The following is a 20,517-nucleotide window of genomic DNA, read 5'->3' on the forward strand; positions in this document are numbered from 1 at the left end:
AGCGAGTATCGACCTCACCCGCGCAGCTCGGTAGCCCGTGGTTGCTATAGTCTGTGTAAACCAAAAGTTTAGAGTGGGGCCATATGGAAAGCTTTGGCAGTATCGAATGCTTTGTGCGCAGCGCCGAGGGTGGCAGCTTTGCCGAGGCTGCACGGCACCTGAGCCTCACGCCTGCTGCAGTGGGTAAAAGCGTCGCCAAGCTGGAGGCGCGCCTCGGTGTGCGGCTGTTCCAGCGCAGCACTCGGCGCCTGGCGCTGACCGAAGCCGGCAAAATGTTCCTGGCGGAAGTCAGCAGCAGCCTCACCACCATTCAGAATGCGGTCGCCAACCTGGCCAGTGCCGAAGGGCGGCCGGTGGGCACGCTCAAGGTCAGCATGGGGCCAGTGTTCGGCAATCGGTACGTGGTGCCGTTGTTGGGCGAATTTATGCGGCGCTGTCCTGATATCAGTCCGGACTGGCACTTCGATAACCGCCAGGTCGACCTGATCGGGCAAGGCTTCGATGCCGCTATCGGCGGTGGTTTTGAGCTGCCCCAAGGCGTGGTGGCGCGCAAGTTGACGCCGGCGCACCGGGTGCTGGTGGCGTCGCCGGATTACCTGGCGCGGCGCTTGCCAGTGCTGGCGCCCGAGGACCTGTCGCACTGCCTCGGCATCTTGATTCGCTCGCCGCAGACTGGCCGGGTGCGTTCATGGCAACTGACCCACCGTGAGCGCGAGCACAGCCCACTGGTACTGAAGCCGGCCATGACCATGAGCGACTCCGAAGCCGCTTGCTGCGCCAGTGCCCAGGGCCTTGGTATCGCGCTGGTGAGCATGCCGATGGCCGTGCCGTTCTTGGACAGCGGGGCGTTGGTGCGAGTGTTACCCGATTGGTATGTGGACGACGGCAATATTTCCATCTACTACGCCGAGCATAAATTGCTGCCGGGCAAGACGCGGGCGTTTGTGGATTTCGTTATTGAGCAGTTTGCCGAGCAGAAACTGGCTCAACGGTTCAGTGCTATCTGAGCACGGCCTTACATCGAGTCGTGGCCATCGCGGGCAAGCCCGGCTCCCACATGGGGTCGCTGTCACTGTGGGCAAGCCCGGCTCCCACATGGGGTCCCGATCACTGTGGGAGCCGGGCTTGCCCGCGATGCAGGCGCATCGGTCTACCGCCCGAACTTGCCCGGCCAACCGATGACCTTCTTCGGCCGCGGCGTGGCATACGTTCTGACCTTCGACGTGGACAACCCCAACCGCACCAACGACTCGGCCACCATCACCGCCGCCGTCACCCCGTCCACCACCGGCACCCCGGTGCGCTGGCGAATCTGCTCGTCCAGCCCGGCCATGCCGCCGCAGCCCAGGCAGATCACCTCGGCCTTGTCATCGCGAATGGCCAGTTCCGCCTGGCGCACGATGGCCTCCATGGCGCCCAACGGGTCTTCTTCCAGCTCCAGCACCGCCATGCCGCTGGCGCGCACCGAAGCGCATCGCTGGTAGAGGCCGGCGAGTTTCAGCCGGTCTTCAATCAGCGGCACAGTGCGGTCCAGGGTGGTCACCACCGAGTAGGCGTGCCCCAGGAACATCGCGGTGCTGGCCGCCGCTTCGGTGATATCCACCACCGGCACATTGAGCAGTTCCTGCAAGCCTTCGCGGCCATGTTCGCCATAGCCGGCCTGGATCACCGCATCAAAGGGCTGGTCGTAGGCCATTACCCGGTCCATCACGGCGATGGCCGCCAGGTAGCTTTCAAAATTGCCTTCCACCGATTCGGCGCCGAAGTACGGGGTTAGCCCGACAATCTCGGTGCCCGGTGAAGCCACCGCCCGTGCTTGCTGGGCGATGGTCTCGGTGATGGATTCGGTGGTGTTGACGTTGACCACGAGGATACGCATGGAAAGTCCTTGTTTAATGACTGACGTTATCGACGGCAATGCTTTCGCCGCTGACATCGGCGTAGTGCGGTTGGCGCTTGGCGATCAGCAGGTACAGCAACCCGGCGATGCCAGCGCCAAACAACCAGGAGAACGGCGAGACGCTGGCAAACCCCGGCAACAGCGCCAGCAGGATGGCGATCACCGCCGCCGGCATAAACGCCGCCACCGCACGCATGTTCACCCCCCGGCTGTAGTAATAAATGCCTTGGGGGTCTTCGCTATACAGTTGTGGCACGTCCACCTGGCTTTTACGGATCAGCCAGTAATCGACCATGATCACCCCGTACAGAGGCCCCAGCAGCGCGCCGAGGCCAGAGAGGAAGTACACGATCACCAACGGGCTGTTGTAGAGGTTCCACGGCAGGATCAGTACGGCAACAAAGGCACTGATCAACCCGGCGCGCCGGAAGTTCAGGTACTTGGGCGCCAGGTTGCTCAGTACAAAGGCCGGGGCGACGAAGTTGGCCATGATGTTCACCGCCACGGTGACGATCAGGAAAGCCAGGCAGCCGAGCACCAGAAAGAAGGTGTTGGGGATCGCCGCGATGATTTCGGTCGGGCTTTCGATCACCCGGCCATTGAGTTGGAATTGCCCGCCGCACAGCAGCACGGTGATGGCGGCGAACACCAGGATATTCACCGGCAGGCCCCAGAAGTTGCCGACCTGGATGGTTTTGCGGCACGGCGAAGAGCGGGCGAAGTCGCAGAAGTTGAGGATCAAGGTGCCGTAGATCGCCAGCCATAGCGCGCCGCCGGCAAAGATATTGCGCCACATCTCGCCGCCACTCAGGGGCTCGCGGATCGACCAGGCAATTTGCCCGTTCGCCTGGAAGTACATCCAGCCGGCCAGCGCAGCCACGGTCAGCAGAATCACCGGCCCGGCGAAGCCTTCATAGCGACGTACCATTTCCATGCCATAGGCGAGAATCACCAACTGCACCAACCAGATCGCCACAAAGCACGCCCAACCCAGGGTCGACAGGCCGAGAATCGAGTCGTGGTCATAATCGGCAAACCCTGGATGAATGGCTGTCAGCAGTACGCGGAAAACCACCGAGGCCAGGTAGGTCTGGATCCCAAACCAGGCAATCGCAATTACCGCCCTGATCAATGCCGGAATCTGCGCCCCGTGGATGCCAAAACTGATGCGGCTGATAACCGGAAACGGCACACCGGTCTTCTGCCCCATGTAGCCCGACAAGTTCATGAAGAAGTACACCAGCGCCGCGCCGATCCCCAGGGACAGCAATATTTGCCAGCCGCCCAGGCCTAATGCATATAAGCCGATGGCGAATGAGTAGTTGGCGATGTTGTGCACGTCATTGGTCCACAACGCGAAGATGCTATAGCGCCCCCAGCGTCGTCCTTCGACCTTGGTGGGCGCCAGGTCCTTGTTGTGCAGGCGCGGGCTGAGCACCAGCGGGCCGGGGCCGGCGGCTGCAGGGTTTAATGGGGAGGAGGGCAGATCCAGTGCGAGGGTGTTCGAGAGGCTTGTACGCATTCCGGCAGGCTCCAGCGCATCTGCAGCAAAGCGGCGGATGGCAAAGTGTATGTAGGTTTTGTATTGATTGTATACAAAGCGTACTTATGCCTAAGCCATATGCGTGCCAATTTTCGATATATGAAAATCTTGGCTAATTTCGTTTTTATATAGTTTGAGAATAAATTACTGAATTATAAGCGTTATAAATTGACCGTTTGAACAGGTATTTATTTTTTTGTTAATTGCAGGGCTATTTATAGACAGCGCCATTGGCGCCGGGAGATGTTACGTTTTGGTGCGTTGTATATTAGGTTGCACACAAAAATGGCACTTATGGTTACAAGGTTGTGTACAAGATTCACCCGACCAAAAAGGAAATTTCGCTTTCTGTAGGAGCGAGCTTGCTCGCGAAAAACTCACAGACGCCGCGTTCATTCAGGAAACACGCGTTATCGTTGACGATTTTCGCGAGCAAGCTCGCTCCTACAGAGGCGGTGGCATCAGCGGCTCAAGCCTTGCTGATGATATTCCCCGCATGCAGCCCGCATTCCTTCTGCGTGGCTTCTTCCCACCACCAGCGGCCTTCACGTTCATGCTGGCGTGGCAATACCGGCCGGGTGCAGGGCTCGCAGCCGATGCTGATAAACCCGCGCTCATGCAGGCTGTTGTACGGCAGCTCGAGCATGCGGATATAACCCCACACCTCCTCGCTCGTCATCTGTGCCAGCGGGTTGAATTTGTAAAGGGTGCGTTCCGGCGTGGAAAACGCCGTGTCGATTTCCAGCGCCGCCACCTGGCTGCGAGTGCCCGGGCTCTGGTCGCGGCGCTGGCCGGTGGCCCAGGCGCGTACACCGGCAAGTTTGCGGCGCAGCGGTTCGATCTTGCGGATACCGCAGCATTCGCCATGGCCGTCCTTATAGAAGCTGAACAGGCCTTTCTCTTTGACGAAGGGCTCCAGCTTGCTCGGGTCCGGTGAGATCAGTTCGATGTCGATCTTGTAGAACTCACGCACCTGCTCGATAAACCGGTAGGTCTCGGGGTGCAGGCGGCCGGTGTCGAGGCTGAACACCTTGACGTTCTTGTTCAGCTTCCAGGCAATGTCCACCAGCACCACATCCTCGGCACCGCTGAAGGAAATCCACAGGTCATCGCCGAACTGGCTGAACGCCAGCTTGAGAATGTCCTGGGCAGACTTGTTGGCATAAGTCGTGGCGAGTTCAACGACGTCGAAGGCTTGGTTCATCAGGACGGTTCCTACAGGTCAGTGGCGCTGAGCGCTCTCTAGGAGGGCGATGGTATCAAAATCTGTCCCGCGTTGCGGCGGCGGGCTTGAGTCGCTAGAGTTCGGCAGTCCTTTTGCTCGCTCAACTAACAACATCTAATAGGAGTGTCGTGTGGAAATTGCCTGCCTTGACCTGGAAGGGGTGCTGGTTCCGGAAATCTGGATCGCCTTCGCCGAGAAAACCGGCATTGAGTCCCTGCGGGCCACCACCCGTGACATTCCCGACTACGACGTGCTGATGCAGCAGCGCCTGCGCATCCTCGACGAGCATGGGCTCAAGCTGGCCGATATCCAGGCCGTGATCGCCACGCTCAAGCCGCTGGACGGCGCCATCGAGTTCGTCAACTGGCTGCGCGAGCGCTTCCAGGTGGTGATCCTGTCCGACACGTTTTATGAGTTCTCCCAGCCGCTGATGCGTCAGCTGGGTTTCCCAACCCTGCTCTGCCACCGCTTGATCACCGATGAAAACGACCGAGTGGTCAGCTACCAACTGCGCCAGAAAGACCCGAAACGCCAATCGGTGCTGGCATTCAAGACCCTGTACTACCGCGTGATCGCTGCCGGTGATTCCTATAACGACACCAGCATGCTGGGTGAAGCTGACCGCGGGATTCTGTTCCATGCGCCGGACAATGTGATTCGCGAATTCCCGCAGTTTCCGGCGGTGCATACGTTTGAAGAGTTGAAGACAGAGTTTATCAAGGCGTCGAATCGGCAGTTGAGCCTGTAAGTTATGCGGCGCGACTGATTGCCCCATCGCAGGCAAGCCAGCTCCCACCTTTGATCGCGGCGCGGTCGAAGGTGGGAGGGGGCTTGCCCCCGATAGGGCCGGTACAGGCCCTACAAACCTTCCAATGTCTGTAACAACACCCGCACCTTCGTCAACGATTCCTGATACTCCGCCTGCCACTCTGAATCCGCCACAATCCCACCGCCACCCCAGCAACACACTTGCCCGTCCTTGACCAGCAAGCTGCGAATCGCGATGGAGCTGTCCATCTCGCCGCGCACGTCCAGGTACACCAGCGAGCCGCAATAGAGCCCGCGGCGGGTGGGTTCAAGCTCGTCGATAATCTGCATCGCACGAATCTTCGGCGCGCCGGTGATGGAGCCGCCGGGGAAGCTGCCGGCGATCAGGTCGAGGGCGTCTTTGTCGTCGGCCAATACGCCGGTGACGCTGCTCACCAAGTGGTGCACGTTGGGGTAGCTTTCCAGGCTGAACAGCTCCGGCACTTTCACTGAGCCGATGCGGCAACTGCGGCCGAGGTCGTTGCGCAGCAGGTCGACGATCATCAGGTTTTCTGCGCGGTCCTTGGGGCTGGCGAGCAACTCAGCGGCGTTGGCGGCATCCTCTTCGGGGGTTAAACCGCGAGGGCGGGTGCCCTTGATCGGGCGGGTTTCCACCTGACGCTCGCTGATGCGCACAAAGCGTTCCGGCGACAGGCTCAGCACCGCGCCGTCATCGGGCAAACTCTGGAACCCGGAAAACGGCGTCGGGCAGGCTTCGCGCAGCGCGCAGTAGGCTACCCATGGATCGCCGATGCACGGCGCGCGAAAGCGTTGGGCAAAGTTGACTTGGTAGCAGTCGCCGGCCTGGATGTAATCCTGGATGCGAATGATGGCCTGGTGATACGCCTCGGCGCTGAGGTCCGGGATCATGGGGCCGTGAAGCTTGAAGGTCGTCGGCGCATCGTTTTGTGCCTGACTGAACACGTTGATCAAGCGTTGCCGCTCGCTGTCGGCCAGCGCAGGGTGAAAGACCAGCTGGCTGGTTTGCACCTGGTGATCGCTGACCAGCGCCCAGGCATAGAGCCCGAAACGCGCATCGGGCAGATGCAAATCGTCCACGGCCAGGTGTGAAATCTGCTCCAGGTGCCGACCAAAGTCATAGCTCAGGTAACCGATCAAACCACCGGCAAACGGTAAGTCATAGCCATCAGGCAACGTCGCTTGACCCAACTGCGTGAGGTTCTTGCGCAAGCGTTGCAGGAAATCACCGCCACTTTCGTCCGGCCCTACCGTCAGGATCGCTTCGGGCCAGGCACTGAGCAGGTCATACCGGCCGCGAACAGCCATCGGGCGGCCGCTGTCGAGCAGCACCGCACCAGGGGCGTGGCGAATGACCGCAAAGAACTCGGCGGGATTGGCCCGGTAGGGCAACGGGTATACGGAACAGGTCGACATGCGGGGGTGGATCAGCCAATGGCGCGGGGGAGGGGGATTGTAGTCCCCTGTAGGATTTGCTCCTAGAGGGGATGTCGGGGATAGACAGTTCGAAGACCGGATCAGCCTTCCACGGGCGGAATATGCCCGAACATCTCCTGCACGAACTTCACCCGTTCCTCTGGGGTCTCTGTCACCCCGGCCGCCTTGAGTTCTTCCAGCCGCGCCTCTACTGCATGGGTGCGCAACGTCAGGCCGCAGTCGTTGGCAATCTGGATGTTCAGCCCAGGCCGTGCGTTCAGCTCAAGGATCAGCGGGCCTTTTTCCTGGTCCAGCACCATGTCCACGCCGATATAACCCAGCCCGCACAGCTCATAGCAGCCGGCGGCGAGCTTCATGAAACCGTCCCAGTTGGGCAGTTGCACGCCATCTACGGCGTTGGTGGTGTCGGGGTGCTTGGTGATGATGTTGTTCAGCCAGGTGCCGCGCAGGGTCAGGCCGGTGGCCAGGTCTACACCCACGCCGATCGCGCCCTGGTGCAGGTTGGCCTTGCCGCCGGATTGGCGTGTGGGCAGGCGCAGCATCGCCATCACCGGGTAGCCCATCAGCACGATGATGCGGATGTCCGGCACGCCTTCATAGCTGATGCTCTTGAAGATCTGGTCGGGCACCACGCGGTACTCGATCAACGCGCGGTCGCGGTGGCCGCCGAGGGAATACAGGCCGGTGAGGATGCTGGAAATCTGGTGCTCGATCTCCTCATGGCTGATGATCTTGCCGGACACCGTGCGATAGCGCCCTTCAAACCGGTCGGCCACCACCAGGATGCCGTCACCGCCGGCGCCCTGGGCGGGCTTGATCACGAAGTCGCTGCGCCCACCGATAATCTCGTCGAGCTTGTCGATTTCCTTTTCGGTGGAGATCACCCCGTACATTTCCGGCACGTGGATGCCGGCCGCCAGCGCCCGTTCCTTGGTGATGATCTTGTCATCCACGATGGGGTACAGGCTGCGCTTGTTGTACTTGAGCACGTAGTCGGCATTACGCCGGTTGATGCCCATGATCCCCCGCGCTTCCAGGGCCTTCCAGGTCTTCCAGAAGCCGAACATCAAGAGTCAGCCTTCAGGAACGCCTTGAAGCGCACTAGCTCGGTGAGGCGATAGCCGCGATAGCGACCCATGGCCAGCATGAAGCCCACCAGAATCAACAGGATCGCCGGGAAGGTGAACACGAAATACACCAGCTCCGGCACGCTCATGATCAGGTGCGCCAGGGACGCGGCGAACAGCGTGCCAATCGCCACTTTCAGCGCATGGTTGGCACCACGTTCCTCCCAGGTGATCGACAGGCGTTCGATGGTCATGGTCAGGATCACCATCGGGAACAGCGCCACCGACAAGCCACGCTCCAGCCCCAGCTTGTGGCTGAACAGGCTGATGGCGGCAATCAACACCACCACGAAGGTCAGCACCACCGACAGCCTCGGCAGCATCTGCAGTTTCAGGTGTTCAAGGTACGACCTGAGCGACAGGCCCAGGGCCGTGATGATCGTGAACAGCACAATCCCGAAGCCCAACTGGGTCTCGCGGAACGCCAAGGCGATCAGCACGGGGGTGAAGGTGCCCAAGGTTTGCAGGCCGATCAGGTTGCGCAGGATCAGGATCACCAGCACGCCAATCGGGATCATCACCATGATCATGAAGGTCTGCTGGGTTTGCAGCGGCAGGCCGTACAGCGAGTATTCGAGGAAGTTGGCGTCGGTGTTTTCGTCGGTCAGCTTGGCCAGGCGAATCGCGTTCATTTCGCTGTTGTTGAGGCTGAAGGTCACCATGGCCTTCTTGCCGCCATCGACCGTGATCAGGTTTTCATCGCCGGTCCACCACAGCAGGCGGTCGGCGGGCAGGCCCTGTTCGCCAGTCTCCGGGTTGAAGTACAGCCAGTCGTTGCCGTTGAAACTGCGCAGCCACAGCTCCGGGGTTTGCGGCTGGTCGGCCACCAGGCGGATGGTGTGGACTTTCTCTACCGGCACGTGGGCGATGGACAGCAGCAGCTCGACGATTTTGGCTTTGTGCGGCGTCGAGGGGTCTCCGGCCAGCAGCAACTTCACATTGTCGTCGTTGAGGTTGTTGGTGCGCTTGATGGCTTCGCTGATAAAGGTCTCGACGTCGGCCGAGTGCTGGCGGATCGGGGCCAGCAGGGCTTCGGCGGCGATCTTCTCGGGGCCTTCCACGGCGATGCTGTCGCGGAAGGTCGGGCCTTTGATCTTGACCTTCTCGCCGCTGTAGCGCTTGGTCAGCACGAGGCGGTAATAGAGGGTCTGGTTGCCCTTGGCCCGGCGCGCCGACCAGGTGACCTTGCGGTTGCCGTCGATGCGGTTGACGCTCACCCCATAGTTGTTGGAGATAAAGCTTTCATTGAGGCTGACGAAGTCGCGGCTCAGGGGCGGCACGAACATCTGGATCTTGACCGGGTCTTTCGGGTTGGCGACGAACTCGACCTTGGCGTCGATGTTCCACAAGTCGTCGGTGGCATCTTCGGTGACGGGAATTCCCAGCACGAAGATCTGATAGGCGGTGACCGAAATGCCCAGCACCACCAGCAAGGTGATCAGGATTTTCAGGTGCAGGGTCAGAGAGCGCATTCGGTTTACTCGGCGGTATTAAGCGTCGGCGGCGCAGGCGGGTTTGCCTGCTGCATATTTAAGACTGGGGTCGACCAGCGCATCAAAGCGTTTGAGCGCTTCGGAGCCAATCAGCAGCGGGTATTGGAATGCGCTGCGGTCAGTCAAGTTCACTTCGATGCTGCGTAAAGCACTGCCCATGCAGATATCCAGCGCAATCACTGGGCGGGCGGTGTAGTTCTTGTCCTCATCGGGATCGTAGTCGCCGGCGCGGCGCTTGATCTTGCTGACACGCGCCAGGGGCAGTTCGATGGGGTGGGAATGGGCGGTGTCGATGGCCAGGTAGAAGCGGACCCAGGATTCGCCATTGCGCTTGAAGCGCTTGATATCGCGGGCACTCAACGAGGCGGTCTTGGCGCCGGTGTCGAGTTTGGCCGCCACTTCCAGGTCGATACCTGCAAGTTTGGCGTATTCATTCAGGCCGTACACGGTCTTCTCGGCGCCAGCGCCAAGGCTCGGTATGCACAGCAGGCACATCACTAGTAGGTAAGGCTTGAGTCTCATAAATCCTGAGGCAGGGCAGTGCACTGTTCATTTCATGGCGACTGGCATTGCTGCGCAATCTCGGGTGCGCTCTTTCATCGTCTGATGTCAGGCAAAAGCGGCGGGCATTCTAACATGATGCTTTTTTGGCGCCAGCGCTGGCAGGCGGCCATGCCTTCGCAAGCGAATGAGGCGGTTATTAGACGATTGTCGACAATGTGTATTTATTCTTTGACTATGCTGGGCTAATTGACTAGTTTTTGCGGCATTGCTTTTCAAGGTGTCGACAATATGTTGGAGCAACTGGAAAAACCAGCGGTGGCACCGGACGATTCCCAGACCATGTCGGAGAACGTCTTCCGGCGTATCCAGGCCGCCATCGTCAAAGGCGAAATCGCCCCCGGCAGCAAGATTTCCGAGCCGGAGCTGGCGCGCACCTACGGCATCAGCCGCGGCCCTTTGCGCGAAGCGATCCATCGCCTGGAAGGCCAGCGCCTGCTGGTGCGGGTGCCTCATGTCGGCGCGCGCGTGGTGTCTTTGAGCCACGCCGAGTTGGTCGAACTGTATGAAATTCGCGAGTCCCTGGAGGGCATGGCCTGTCGCCTGGCCGCCGAGCGAATGACTGACGCGGAAATCGAAGAACTGCGCCAGGTGTTGCACACCCACGAACGGGACGCGGCGTTCCAGGCTGGTGTTGGCTATTACCAGCAGGAAGGCGACTTCGATTTTCACTACCGCATCATTCAAGGCGCCGGTAACCGCACCCTCACCCAAATGCTCTGCGGCGAGCTGTACCAATTGGTGCGCATGTACCGCATCCAGTTCTCCGCCACCCCCAATCGTCCACGCCAGGCCTTTGCCGAGCATCACCGCATTCTGGACGCGATTGCCGATCGCGACGGTGAACTGGCCGAACTGTTGATGCGCCGGCATATCGGCGCCTCCAAACGCAACATTGCCCGTCACTTCCCGGACGGTGCGCCTTCATCACGAGGTGAGTCATGAGTTCCAACAACAACAGCACTCCCGGCCAGCGTTTTCGTGACGCCGTCGCCAGCGAACAGCCCTTGCAAGTGGTGGGCGCCATCAACGCCAACCATGCGCTCTTGGCCAAGCGCGCCGGCTTCAAGGCGATTTACCTGTCAGGTGGCGGTGTAGCCGCCGGCTCCCTCGGCGTGCCAGACCTGGGCATCACCGGCCTGGATGACGTGCTCACCGACGTGCGCCGCATTACTGACGTGTGCGACCTGCCGCTGCTGGTGGACGTGGACACCGGTTTCGGCTCCTCGGCGTTCAACGTGGCGCGTACCGTCAAGTCGATGATCAAGTTCGGCGCCGCCGCCATCCATATCGAAGACCAAGTCGGCGCCAAGCGCTGCGGTCACCGCCCGAACAAAGAAATCGTGTCCCAGCAGGAAATGGTCGACCGCATCAAGGCTGCCGTGGATGCGCGCACCGATGACAGCTTCGTGATCATGGCGCGCACCGACGCCCTGGCGGTCGAGGGCCTGGAGTCTGCCCTGGAACGTGCCGCCGCGTGCATCGAGGCCGGTGCCGACATGGTGTTCCCGGAAGCCATCACTGAACTGGAGATGTACAAGCTGTTCGCCTCCCGCGTGAAGGCGCCGATCCTGGCGAACATCACCGAGTTCGGCGCGACACCGCTGTACACCACCGAACAGTTGAAATCTGCGGATGTTTCCATTGTGCTGTACCCGCTCTCGGCCTTCCGTGCCATGAACAAGGCCGCCGAGAATGTCTACACCGCGATTCGTCGCGACGGTACCCAGCAGAACGTGATCGACACCATGCAAACGCGCATGGAGCTTTACGATCGCATCGACTACCACACCTTCGAGCAGAAGCTCGACGCGCTGTTTGCCGCGAAAAAATAAACCCTGTGGTTCCCTGAACAACTACAAAATTGGAGAACGAACATGGCTGAAGCGAAAGTATTGAGTGGTGCTGGCCTGCGTGGCCAGGTCGCCGGGCAGACTGCACTGTCCACCGTGGGCCAGGCCGGCGCTGGCCTGACCTACCGTGGCTACGACGTGCGCGAACTGGCCGCCGACGCCCAGTTTGAAGAAGTCGCCTACCTGCTGCTGTACGGTGAATTGCCAACCCAGGCAGAACTGGACGCCTACAGCAACAAGCTGAGCAAACTGCGTGACCTGCCCCAAGCCCTGAAAGAAGTGCTCGAACGCATCCCCGCCGACGCCCACCCGATGGACGTGATGCGCACCGGTTGCTCGTTCCTGGGCAATATCGAGCCGGAGAAAGATTTCAGCGTGCAGCGCGATGTCACCGACCGCCTGCTCGCCGCCTTCCCGGCGATCATGTGCTATTGGTATCGCTTCAGTCACGACGGCCAGCGCATCGACTGCGTGACCGACGAGCCGAGCATCGGCGGCCATTTCCTGCACCTGCTGCATGGCAAGAAACCGAGCGAGCTGCATGTCAAAGTGATGAACGTGTCGCTGATCCTCTACGCCGAACATGAATTCAACGCTTCGACCTTCACCGCACGGGTGTGTGCATCGACCCTGTCCGACCTGTATTCCTGCGTCACCGCTGCCATCGGCTCCCTGCGCGGCCCGCTGCACGGCGGTGCCAACGAAGCAGCGATGGAAATGATTGAGCGTTTCTCCTCGGCCCAGGAAGCGGTTGAAGGCACCCTTGGCATGTTGGCGCGCAAAGACAAGATCATGGGCTTTGGCCACGCGATCTATAAAGACAGCGATCCGCGCAACGAGGTGATCAAAGGCTGGTCGAAAAAACTCGCTGACGAAGTGGGTGACACCGTGTTGTTCCCGGTCTCCGAAGCCATCGACAAGACCATGTGGGAACAGAAAAAGCTGTTTCCCAACGCCGACTTCTACCATGCCTCGGCGTACCACTTCATGGGCATTCCGACCAAGCTGTTCACGCCGATCTTTGTGTGCTCGCGCCTGACCGGCTGGGCTGCGCATGTGTTCGAGCAGCGCGCCAACAACCGCATCATCCGTCCAAGCGCCGAGTACACCGGCGTTGAGCAGCGCAAGTTCGTGCCAATCGAACGTCGCTGAATGGGATGGGCTGTGCCCGCTGGCTAATGTGCTTTTTTGTGGGAGCAGGCAAGCCAGCTCCCACAGGAAACAGAGCCAGTGTCGACAGTTCACCTTTCGAACTTACCGTGACCGAGTCCTGACGATGAACACTGAATTTCGCAAACCGCTCCCCGGCAGCCGCCTGGATTTCTTCGACGCCCGTGCGGCTGTCGAGGCAATCACGCCCGGCGCCTACGCCACGTTGCCCTACACCTCGCGCGTGCTCGCCGAGAACCTGGTGCGCCGTTGCGACCCGGCCACCCTCAATGCCTCGCTGAGCCAACTGATCGAGCGCAAGCGCGACCTCGACTTCCCGTGGTTTCCGGCCCGCGTGGTGTGCCATGACATCCTCGGCCAGACTGCCCTGGTCGACCTCGCCGGCTTGCGTGATGCCATCGCCCAGCAAGGCGGCGACCCGGCGCAGGTCAACCCGGTGGTGCCCACCCAGTTGATCGTCGACCATTCACTGGCCGTCGAGGCCGGTGGCTTTGACCCGCAAGCCTTCGAAAAAAACCGTGCCATCGAAGACCGTCGCAACGAAGACCGTTTCCACTTTATCGAGTGGACCAAAAAGGCCTTCAAGAACGTTGATGTGATCCCGCCGGGCAACGGCATCATGCACCAGATCAACCTGGAGAAAATGTCTCCGGTGATTCAGGTGCGTGACGGTGTGGCCTTCCCGGATACCTGTGTCGGCACCGACAGCCACACGCCCCACGTGGATGCCCTGGGCGTGATCGCCATCGGCGTCGGTGGCCTGGAAGCCGAGAGCGTGATGCTCGGCCGCGCGTCGTGGATGCGCCTGCCGGAAAGCGTGGGCGTGGAATTGACCGGCAAGCTGCAACCGGGCATTACCGCCACCGATATGGTGCTGGCGCTCACCGAGTTCCTGCGCCAGCAGAAGGTGGTCGGCGCCTGGCTGGAGTTCTTCGGCGAAGGGGCTGCGGCACTCACCTTGGGTGACCGTGCCACCATCTCCAACATGGCCCCGGAGTACGGCGCCACTGCCGCGATGTTCTACATCGACGCGCAAACCATTGCCTACCTCAAACTCACCGGCCGCGAAGACGAACAAGTCGCCCTGGTCGAGCAATATGCACGCCACACTGGCCTGTGGGCGGACGACCTGAAAAGCGCGCAGTACGAGCGCAGCCTGAGCTTCGACCTCTCCAGCGTCGTGCGCAACATGGCCGGCCCGAGCAACCCGCATGCCCGCCTGGCCACCCGCGACCTGGCGTCAAAAGGCATCGCTGGCCAATGGGATGACGTGCCGGGGCAAATGCCCGACGGCGCGGTGATCATCGCCGCCATCACCAGCTGCACCAACACCAGCAACCCGCGCAACGTGATCGCCGCCGGCCTGTTGGCACGCAACGCCAACAAGCTGGGGCTGACCCGCAAGCCGTGGGTCAAGTCGTCTTTGGCGCCGGGCTCGAAAACCGTGGCCATGTACCTGGAAGAAGCGGGACTTGGCCATGAGCTGGAAAAACTCGGTTTTGGCGTGGTGGCCTTTGCCTGCACCACCTGCAACGGCATGTCCGGCGCGCTCGACCCGGTGATCCAGCAAGAGATCATCGACCGCGACCTGTACGCCACCGCAGTGTTGTCGGGTAACCGCAACTTTGACGGGCGCATTCACCCTTACGCCAAGCAAGCCTTCCTGGCGTCGCCGCCGCTGGTGGTGGCCTATGCGATTGCCGGCACCATCCGTTTCGACATCGAGAAGGACGTGCTCGGCCTGGACGCCGATGGTAAGGAGATCCGCCTGCAGGATATCTGGCCGAGCGATGAAGAGATCGACGCGGTGGTCAAGGCTTCGGTAAAACCCGAGCAATTCCGTGCCGTGTATATCCCGATGTTCGCCATCCACGAAGACACCGGCCCCAAGGTCACGCCGCTGTACGACTGGCGCCCACAAAGCACCTATATCCGCCGCCCGCCGTACTGGGAAGGCGCGCTGGCCGGTGCACGGCCGCTCAAAGGCATGCGCCCGCTGGCGGTGCTGCCGGACAACATCACCACCGACCACTTGTCGCCGTCCAACGCGATCATGCTCGACAGCGCCGCCGGTGAATACCTGGCGAAGATGGGCTTGCCGGAAGTCGACTTCAACTCCTACGCCACCCACAGGGGCGACCATTTGACGGCGCAGCGCGCCACCTTCGCCAACCCGAAACTGTTCAACGAAATGGTGCAGGAAAACGGCAAGGTCAAGCAGGGCTCTCTTGCGCGTATCGAGCCGGAAGGCAAGGTCACGCGGATGTGGGAAGCCATCGAGACTTACATGGAGCGCAAGCAACCGCTGATCATCATCGCCGGTGCCGACTATGGCCAAGGTTCGTCCCGTGACTGGGCGGCCAAGGGCGTACGCCTGGCCGGTGTGGAAGCGATTGCCGCCGAAGGCTTCGAGCGCATCCACCGCACCAACCTGGTGGGCATGGGCGTGCTGCCCCTGGAATTCCTGCCGGGCACCGACCGCCACACCCTCAAGATCGACGGCAGTGAAACCTATGACGTGGTCGGCGAGCGCACCCCGCGTGCGCAGCTGACTCTGGTGATCAACCGCAAGAATGGCGAACGTGTCGAGGTGCCGGTGACGTGCCGCCTGGACACCGCCGAAGAAGTGTCGATCTACGAGGCGGGTGGCGTGTTGCAGCGTTTCGCCCAGGACTTCCTGGAATCAAAGGCAACCGCCTGAAGAGGATAACCATGGCACACGTAGCGCAAATCAGAATTCCCGCCACCTACATGCGTGGCGGCACCAGCAAGGGCGTGTTCTTCAGCCTTAAGGACCTGCCCGCAGCGGCGCAGGTGTCGGGCCCTGCACGCGACGCCTTGTTGCTGCGGGTGATTGGCAGTCCCGACCCCTATGACAAGCAGATCGACGGCATGGGTGGGGCCACCTCGAGCACCAGCAAGACCGTGATCCTGGCCAAAAGCAGCCGCGCCGATCACGACGTGGATTACCTGTTCGGCCAGGTCTCCATCGACAAGCCATTTGTCGATTGGAGTGGCAACTGCGGCAACCTGTCGGCGGCGGTGGGTTCGTTCGCCATCAGTGCCGGCCTGGTCGATGCGGCCCGCGTACCCCATAACGGCGTGGCCGTGGTGCGGGTGTGGCAGGCCAACATCGGCAAGACCATCATCGCCCACGTGCCGATCACCGACGGCGCGGTGCAGGAAACCGGCGACTTTGAACTGGATGGCGTGACCTTCCCGGCCGCCGAAGTGCAGCTGGAATTCATGGACCCGGCGGCGGAAGAAGAGGGCGGTGGTGGCTCGATGTTTCCCACTGGCAACCTCGTCGACGACCTGGAGGTACCCGGCGTCGGTACCTTCAAGGCCACGTTGATCAACGCCGGTATCCCGACGATTTTCATCAACGCCCAAGATCTGGGCTACACCGGAACCGAGCTGCAAGGCGCGATCAACAGCGACCCCAAGGCCCTGGCGATGTTCGAGACCGTGCGGGCGTATGGCGCGTTGCGCATGGGCCTGATCAAACACCTGGACGAGGCCGCCCAGCGCCAGCACACGCCCAAGGTGGCGTTCGTCGCCAAGCCTGCCGATTACGTGGCCTCCAGTGGCAAGGCGATCAAGGCCGGCGATGTGGATTTGCTGGTGCGCGCCTTGTCGATGGGCAAACTGCACCACGCGATGATGGGCACTGCGGCGGTGGCGATTGGCACCGCCGCGGCGATTTCCGGCACTTTGGTCAACCTGGCGGCAGGCGGCGTGGAGCGCAATGCCGTGCGCTTCGGGCACCCGTCCGGCACCTTGCGCGTCGGCGCCGAGGCCAGCCAGGTGGACGGTGAATGGGTGGTGAAGAAAGCCATCATGAGCCGCAGCGCACGGGTGTTAATGGAAGGCTATGTGCGCATCCCCGGCGACGCTTTCTAGCTTGATCGTTCCCACGCTCCGCGTGGGAACGCCGCCTGGGACGCTCTGCGTCCTGCTGTGACGCAGAGCGTCACGGGATGCATTCCCACGCTCCGCGTGGGAACGATCAAACCCTGACCCTGAGGATGGAACAACCAACTTTTAGGAGAACTGCCATGAGCGCCAACGTCGACCAGAACAACCGCCCCGACTACGACCCGGTTTTGCAGGACATCGCCGACTACGTCCTCAACTACCGAATCGACTCCCAGGATGCCCTGGATACCGCCCGCAACTGCCTGATGGACACCCTCGGCTGTGGCCTGCTGGCCCTGCGCTTCCCCGAGTGCACCAAGCACCTGGGGCCGATGGTGGAGGGCACCGTGGTGCCGTTCGGTGCACGGGTGCCGGGCACCTCGTTTCGCCTGGACCCGGTCAAGGCCGCCTGGGATATCGGTTGCATCGTGCGCTGGCTCGACTACAACGACACCTGGCTCGCCGCTGAATGGGGCCACCCTTCGGACAACCTTGGCGGCATCCTCGCCGTGGCCGATCACCTGTCGCAAAAGCGCCTGGCCAATGGCGACGCGCCGCTCACTGTGCGTGCGGTGCTGGAAGCGATGATCATGGCCCACGAAATCCAAGGTGTGATTGCCCTGGAAAACTCCTTCAACCGGGTAGGTCTCGACCATGTGTTGCTGGTGAAAGTCGCCTCCACGGCGGTCACCGCCAAGCTGATGGGGGCCAACCGCGAGCAACTGCTATCGGCGTTGTCCCACGCCTTTGTCGATGGCCAGGCGTTGCGCACCTATCGCCATGCGCCGAATGCCGGCTCGCGCAAATCCTGGGCGGCAGGCGATGCATCGAGCCGCGGCGTGCGCCTGGCAGACATCGCCTTGCGTGGCGAAATGGGCATCCCCGGCGTGCTGAGTGCGCCGCAATGGGGCTTCTACGACGTGCTGTTCAGCCACACCAACAAGGACCTGGCGCTCAAGCCCGAGGACAACCGCGCCTTCAGCCTGCCCCAACCCTACGGCACCTACGTGATGGAAAACGTGCTGTTCAAGATCAGTTTTCCGGCCGAGTTTCACGCGCAAACCGCCTGTGAAGCGGCAGTCGCCCTGCACCCGCAGGTCAAGCATCGTTTGCATGAAATCGACCGTATCGTGATCACTACTCACGAGTCGGCGATTCGCATTATTTCCAAGGTTGGCCCATTGGCCAACGCCGCTGATCGCGACCACTGCCTGCAATACATGACCGCCGTGCCCTTGGCGTTCGGCAACCTGGTGGCCGAGCAGTATGAAGATGATTTCCACGCGGCCCACCCGATCATCGATGAGCTGCGCGACAAGATGGTCATCGTCGAAGACCCGCGCTACAGCCGCGAATACCTGGAGGCCGACAAACGCTCCATTGCCAACGCGGTGCAGGTGTTTTTCACGGACGGCACCTGCACCGAGCAGGTAGCGGTGGAGTACCCGATTGGCCATCGCCGCCGTCGGGTGGATGGCATTCCACTGCTGGAAGACAAGTTCAAGGCCAACCTGGCCACGCGGTTTACCGCGCAACGCAGCGCTGAGATTGTCGCCCTGTGCAAGGACCAGGCGCGGCTTGAGGCGACACCTGTGAACCGTTTCATGGACCTGTTCACGATCTGAAAAACAGCACGGTCGCTGTGGGAGCTGGCTTGCCTGCGATAGCGGTGTGTCAGCCCCACATGAATTGACTGGATGTCAGCTATCGCAGGCAAGCCAGCTCCCACAGTTGACTGAAGTTTCTGCTTCAGAATCTATTCAAACCGCAGTATCACCCTGCGGTTGTGTTTGCTCTTTTTCTCAATCTTCTCGCAGAACACCCGGCCGATTTCCTCGGTATTGAGTACATGAGTACCGCCGCAGGGCTGGATATCGATGCCGGGGATTTCAATCACCCGGACCGAACCCGAGACCACCGGCGGCGCAACCGCCTGGGTGCGGGTGATCTGCAGCAGGGTCGCGTACTCGGTGGCGGGCATCGACAGGGTTTTTACCGCGTGGGCCTGCTCGATCAGGGCGTTGAGGTCACGGGTGAGTCCGTCTTTGTCCAGGGTCATCTCCGGCAGGTCGAAATCCAGGCGGCCTTTATCTGCGCTGATGCTGCAACCGGTCACGGGCGCGTCGATGAGGGAACACAGCAAGTGCAGGCAAGTGTGCATCTTCATGTGCTGGTAGCGCCGCTCCCAATCCAGCCCGGCGTCGATCTGGACGCCAGCGGCCAACTGTTCGGGGCAGTGGTCCACCTGATGCCAGATGATCGAGCGCAACACCGGGTCGCGCACCGTGCCGGTCACTTGCACCCGTGTGCCGTCGGCCAGGGTGAGGTGGCCGGTATCGCCCGGTTGCCCGCCGCCGGTGGGGTAGAACAGGGTGTGCTCCAGGGCGATACCCTGTTCGCTGACGGCAATCACCCGGGCGCTGAAGGCGTTCTGGTAGGGCGCGCTGTCGAACAGCGCCAGGGTTTCCATGGTATGCACGGACATGTTCAACCTCCGACGATCAATGGGGTGGCTTGCAAGAGGTGGCGCACCAGTGCGCTCAAGCCAGGGGGAGAGAGCAGGGTGATTTCAAATTCCGGCCCGCACACCTTCAGGTTCAGCGGCAGGCGTGGCAGTTGTTCGTCGTTGTCGAGGCGACGCAGACGAAACTGCAGGTGGTGCCGCTCTTTCACCGTGGGTTCGAGCATCAGCCCTTGCAGGGGATGAAAGTCGGCGTCCAGCACGGTGACCTTGTGGCCGACACTCACTTCGCCCACCACGTGCAAGCGCTCATCCAGGGCAAAGGCGCCGAGGTAGTTGCTGTGGTCCGATTCATCGTTTTTTTGCAGTTGGATCTGGTTGACCACCTTGACCTTGGTGCCTGCCGGCACGTCCTGGGTAATCACGCAGGAGGGGCTGATAAACACGTTGTCGCCGATCGAAACATAGCCCAGCACCCGGGCGCCGGCGCCGACTTCGACGTTATTGCCCAGGCGTGGGTGGCGCTTGCCGTCCGGGTTGTTGGCGATACCGCGCGCGCCCAGGGTCACGCCGCAGAGGATGTAGCAGTCGTTGCCGATCACGCAGGTTTCGCCGATGACGGTACCGTAGCCATGGTCCAGCACAAAGCGCCGGCCAATACGCGCTGCCGGGTGAATCTCGGCGCCGGAGAGGATCTTGCCCTGGTTGCTCAGCTTGAGGGCCATGCGCGAAAACTCGCCGTTGTCAGCGGCCTGGAAATGCCACACCAGGTGCGCAAGACGGTAGAACAGTACGGCCTTGAACGAGGCGTAGGATTCCAGGATCAACTCACCGCGGCCACGGGACGCCGGGTCCCGATAGGCATAGGCGATCAGGTCTTCGGCCACTGCCTGGGCGGCGTTCTGGATCAACGGCGCCAGGTGCGGTTCCAGCTGCTTCATCTGCCCGGGCGTCAGGGTGGTGATGAGGTGGGTCAGCAACTCATCGTGCAGCTGTTGCATGTCGATAAAGCCCCCCATGGAGACACCCCCGTATGTTGAATG

17 protein-coding genes are annotated in these 20,517 nt (G+C 61.3%); 8 read left to right on the top strand and 9 right to left on the bottom strand.

Translation table 11 applies throughout. The annotated features are described in order from the left end of the window. Nucleotides 1-83: 83 nt before the first annotated feature. Nucleotides 84-1,007: a LysR family transcriptional regulator gene (locus QK296_RS04705; RefSeq protein WP_057709730.1), complete on the top strand. Its 924-nt coding sequence runs from the start codon at nt 84-86 to the stop codon at nt 1,005-1,007. Nucleotides 1,008-1,150: 143 nt separating this feature from the next. Here QK296_RS04705 and QK296_RS04710 read toward each other — a convergent pair whose 3' ends face one another. The 3 genes from QK296_RS04710 to QK296_RS04720 all read right to left on the bottom strand — a co-directional run bounded on the left by QK296_RS04710 (nt 1,151) and on the right by QK296_RS04720 (nt 4,647). Next, entirely contained in the window at nt 1,151-1,879 is a 729-nt protein-coding gene (locus QK296_RS04710; RefSeq protein WP_034136192.1) for an aspartate/glutamate racemase family protein, read from the bottom strand. A 13-nt stretch (nt 1,880-1,892) separates the two neighbouring features. Continuing rightward, a complete protein-coding gene (locus tag QK296_RS04715) occupies nt 1,893-3,422 on the bottom strand; it encodes an NCS1 family nucleobase:cation symporter-1 (RefSeq protein WP_169856715.1) in 1,530 nt (509 codons plus the stop codon). 490 nt (nt 3,423-3,912) lie between these two features. Beyond that, on the bottom strand, nt 3,913-4,647 hold the full coding sequence (locus tag QK296_RS04720; protein ID WP_282390653.1) for a phosphoadenylyl-sulfate reductase: 735 nt from the start codon (nt 4,645-4,647) through the stop codon (nt 3,913-3,915). 151 nt (nt 4,648-4,798) lie between these two features. Between QK296_RS04720 and thrH the strand changes: the two genes are divergently transcribed. Continuing rightward, the gene (gene thrH / locus QK296_RS04725; RefSeq protein WP_003193330.1) at nt 4,799-5,416 is read left to right on the top strand and encodes a bifunctional phosphoserine phosphatase/homoserine phosphotransferase ThrH; all 618 of its coding nucleotides are present in this window, start codon (nt 4,799-4,801) and stop codon (nt 5,414-5,416) included. 110 nt (nt 5,417-5,526) lie between these two features. Here thrH and pabB read toward each other — a convergent pair whose 3' ends face one another. The 4 genes from pabB to QK296_RS04745 form a co-directional block, all read right to left on the bottom strand. Next, nucleotides 5,527-6,870 (bottom strand): aminodeoxychorismate synthase component I, encoded by a 1,344-nt coding sequence (gene pabB, locus QK296_RS04730; RefSeq protein ID WP_282390654.1) that lies wholly within the window; start codon nt 6,868-6,870, stop codon nt 5,527-5,529. Between the two features lie 101 nt (nt 6,871-6,971). After that, nucleotides 6,972-7,958 (bottom strand): alpha-L-glutamate ligase-like protein, encoded by a 987-nt coding sequence (locus QK296_RS04735; protein ID WP_003193326.1) that lies wholly within the window; start codon nt 7,956-7,958, stop codon nt 6,972-6,974. Next, nucleotides 7,958-9,490, bottom strand: coding sequence for an inactive transglutaminase family protein (locus QK296_RS04740; RefSeq protein WP_003193324.1), 1,533 nt, complete (start codon nt 9,488-9,490; stop codon nt 7,958-7,960). Before QK296_RS04740 ends, QK296_RS04735 begins: the two co-directional genes overlap by 1 nt. A gap of 18 nt (nt 9,491-9,508) precedes the next feature. Next, on the bottom strand, nt 9,509-10,033 hold the full coding sequence (locus tag QK296_RS04745) for an ATP-dependent zinc protease (protein WP_014719501.1): 525 nt from the start codon (nt 10,031-10,033) through the stop codon (nt 9,509-9,511). 270 nt (nt 10,034-10,303) lie between these two features. Between QK296_RS04745 and QK296_RS04750 the strand changes: the two genes are divergently transcribed. From QK296_RS04750 to prpD, 6 genes are all read left to right on the top strand, one after another. Further along, nucleotides 10,304-11,017 carry a GntR family transcriptional regulator gene (locus QK296_RS04750; protein WP_003193321.1) on the top strand — a complete coding sequence of 238 codons (714 nt, stop codon included), beginning with the start codon at nt 10,304-10,306 and terminating at the stop codon, nt 11,015-11,017. Continuing rightward, on the top strand, nt 11,014-11,907 hold the full coding sequence (prpB, locus tag QK296_RS04755; RefSeq protein ID WP_003193320.1) for a methylisocitrate lyase: 894 nt from the start codon (nt 11,014-11,016) through the stop codon (nt 11,905-11,907). Before QK296_RS04750 ends, prpB begins: the two co-directional genes overlap by 4 nt. A gap of 42 nt (nt 11,908-11,949) precedes the next feature. Further along, nucleotides 11,950-13,077, top strand: a complete 1,128-nt coding sequence (prpC, locus tag QK296_RS04760) for a 2-methylcitrate synthase (RefSeq protein WP_003193317.1) — start codon at nt 11,950-11,952, stop codon at nt 13,075-13,077. Between the two features lie 124 nt (nt 13,078-13,201). Continuing rightward, nucleotides 13,202-15,796 carry a Fe/S-dependent 2-methylisocitrate dehydratase AcnD gene (gene acnD / locus QK296_RS04765; RefSeq protein WP_282390655.1) on the top strand — a complete coding sequence of 865 codons (2,595 nt, stop codon included), beginning with the start codon at nt 13,202-13,204 and terminating at the stop codon, nt 15,794-15,796. An 11-nt stretch (nt 15,797-15,807) separates the two neighbouring features. After that, entirely contained in the window at nt 15,808-16,998 is a 1,191-nt protein-coding gene (prpF, locus tag QK296_RS04770; RefSeq protein ID WP_034136186.1) for a 2-methylaconitate cis-trans isomerase PrpF, read from the top strand. A gap of 155 nt (nt 16,999-17,153) precedes the next feature. Then, on the top strand, nt 17,154-18,638 hold the full coding sequence (prpD, locus tag QK296_RS04775) for a 2-methylcitrate dehydratase (RefSeq protein WP_034136185.1): 1,485 nt from the start codon (nt 17,154-17,156) through the stop codon (nt 18,636-18,638). A 131-nt stretch (nt 18,639-18,769) separates the two neighbouring features. Here prpD and QK296_RS04780 read toward each other — a convergent pair whose 3' ends face one another. Together QK296_RS04780 and QK296_RS04785 are read right to left on the bottom strand one after the other, a co-directional pair. After that, nucleotides 18,770-19,498, bottom strand: a complete 729-nt coding sequence (locus QK296_RS04780) for an alanyl-tRNA editing protein (protein ID WP_003193309.1) — start codon at nt 19,496-19,498, stop codon at nt 18,770-18,772. A 2-nt stretch (nt 19,499-19,500) separates the two neighbouring features. Beyond that, on the bottom strand, nt 19,501-20,493 hold the full coding sequence (locus QK296_RS04785) for a serine O-acetyltransferase (RefSeq protein WP_003193308.1): 993 nt from the start codon (nt 20,491-20,493) through the stop codon (nt 19,501-19,503). Nucleotides 20,494-20,517 lie beyond the last annotated feature (24 nt).

Origin of the sequence: Pseudomonas sp. AL10 (assembly GCF_029960685.1) — a bacterium.
GTDB classification, from domain to species: domain Bacteria; phylum Pseudomonadota; class Gammaproteobacteria; order Pseudomonadales; family Pseudomonadaceae; genus Aquipseudomonas; species Aquipseudomonas lactis.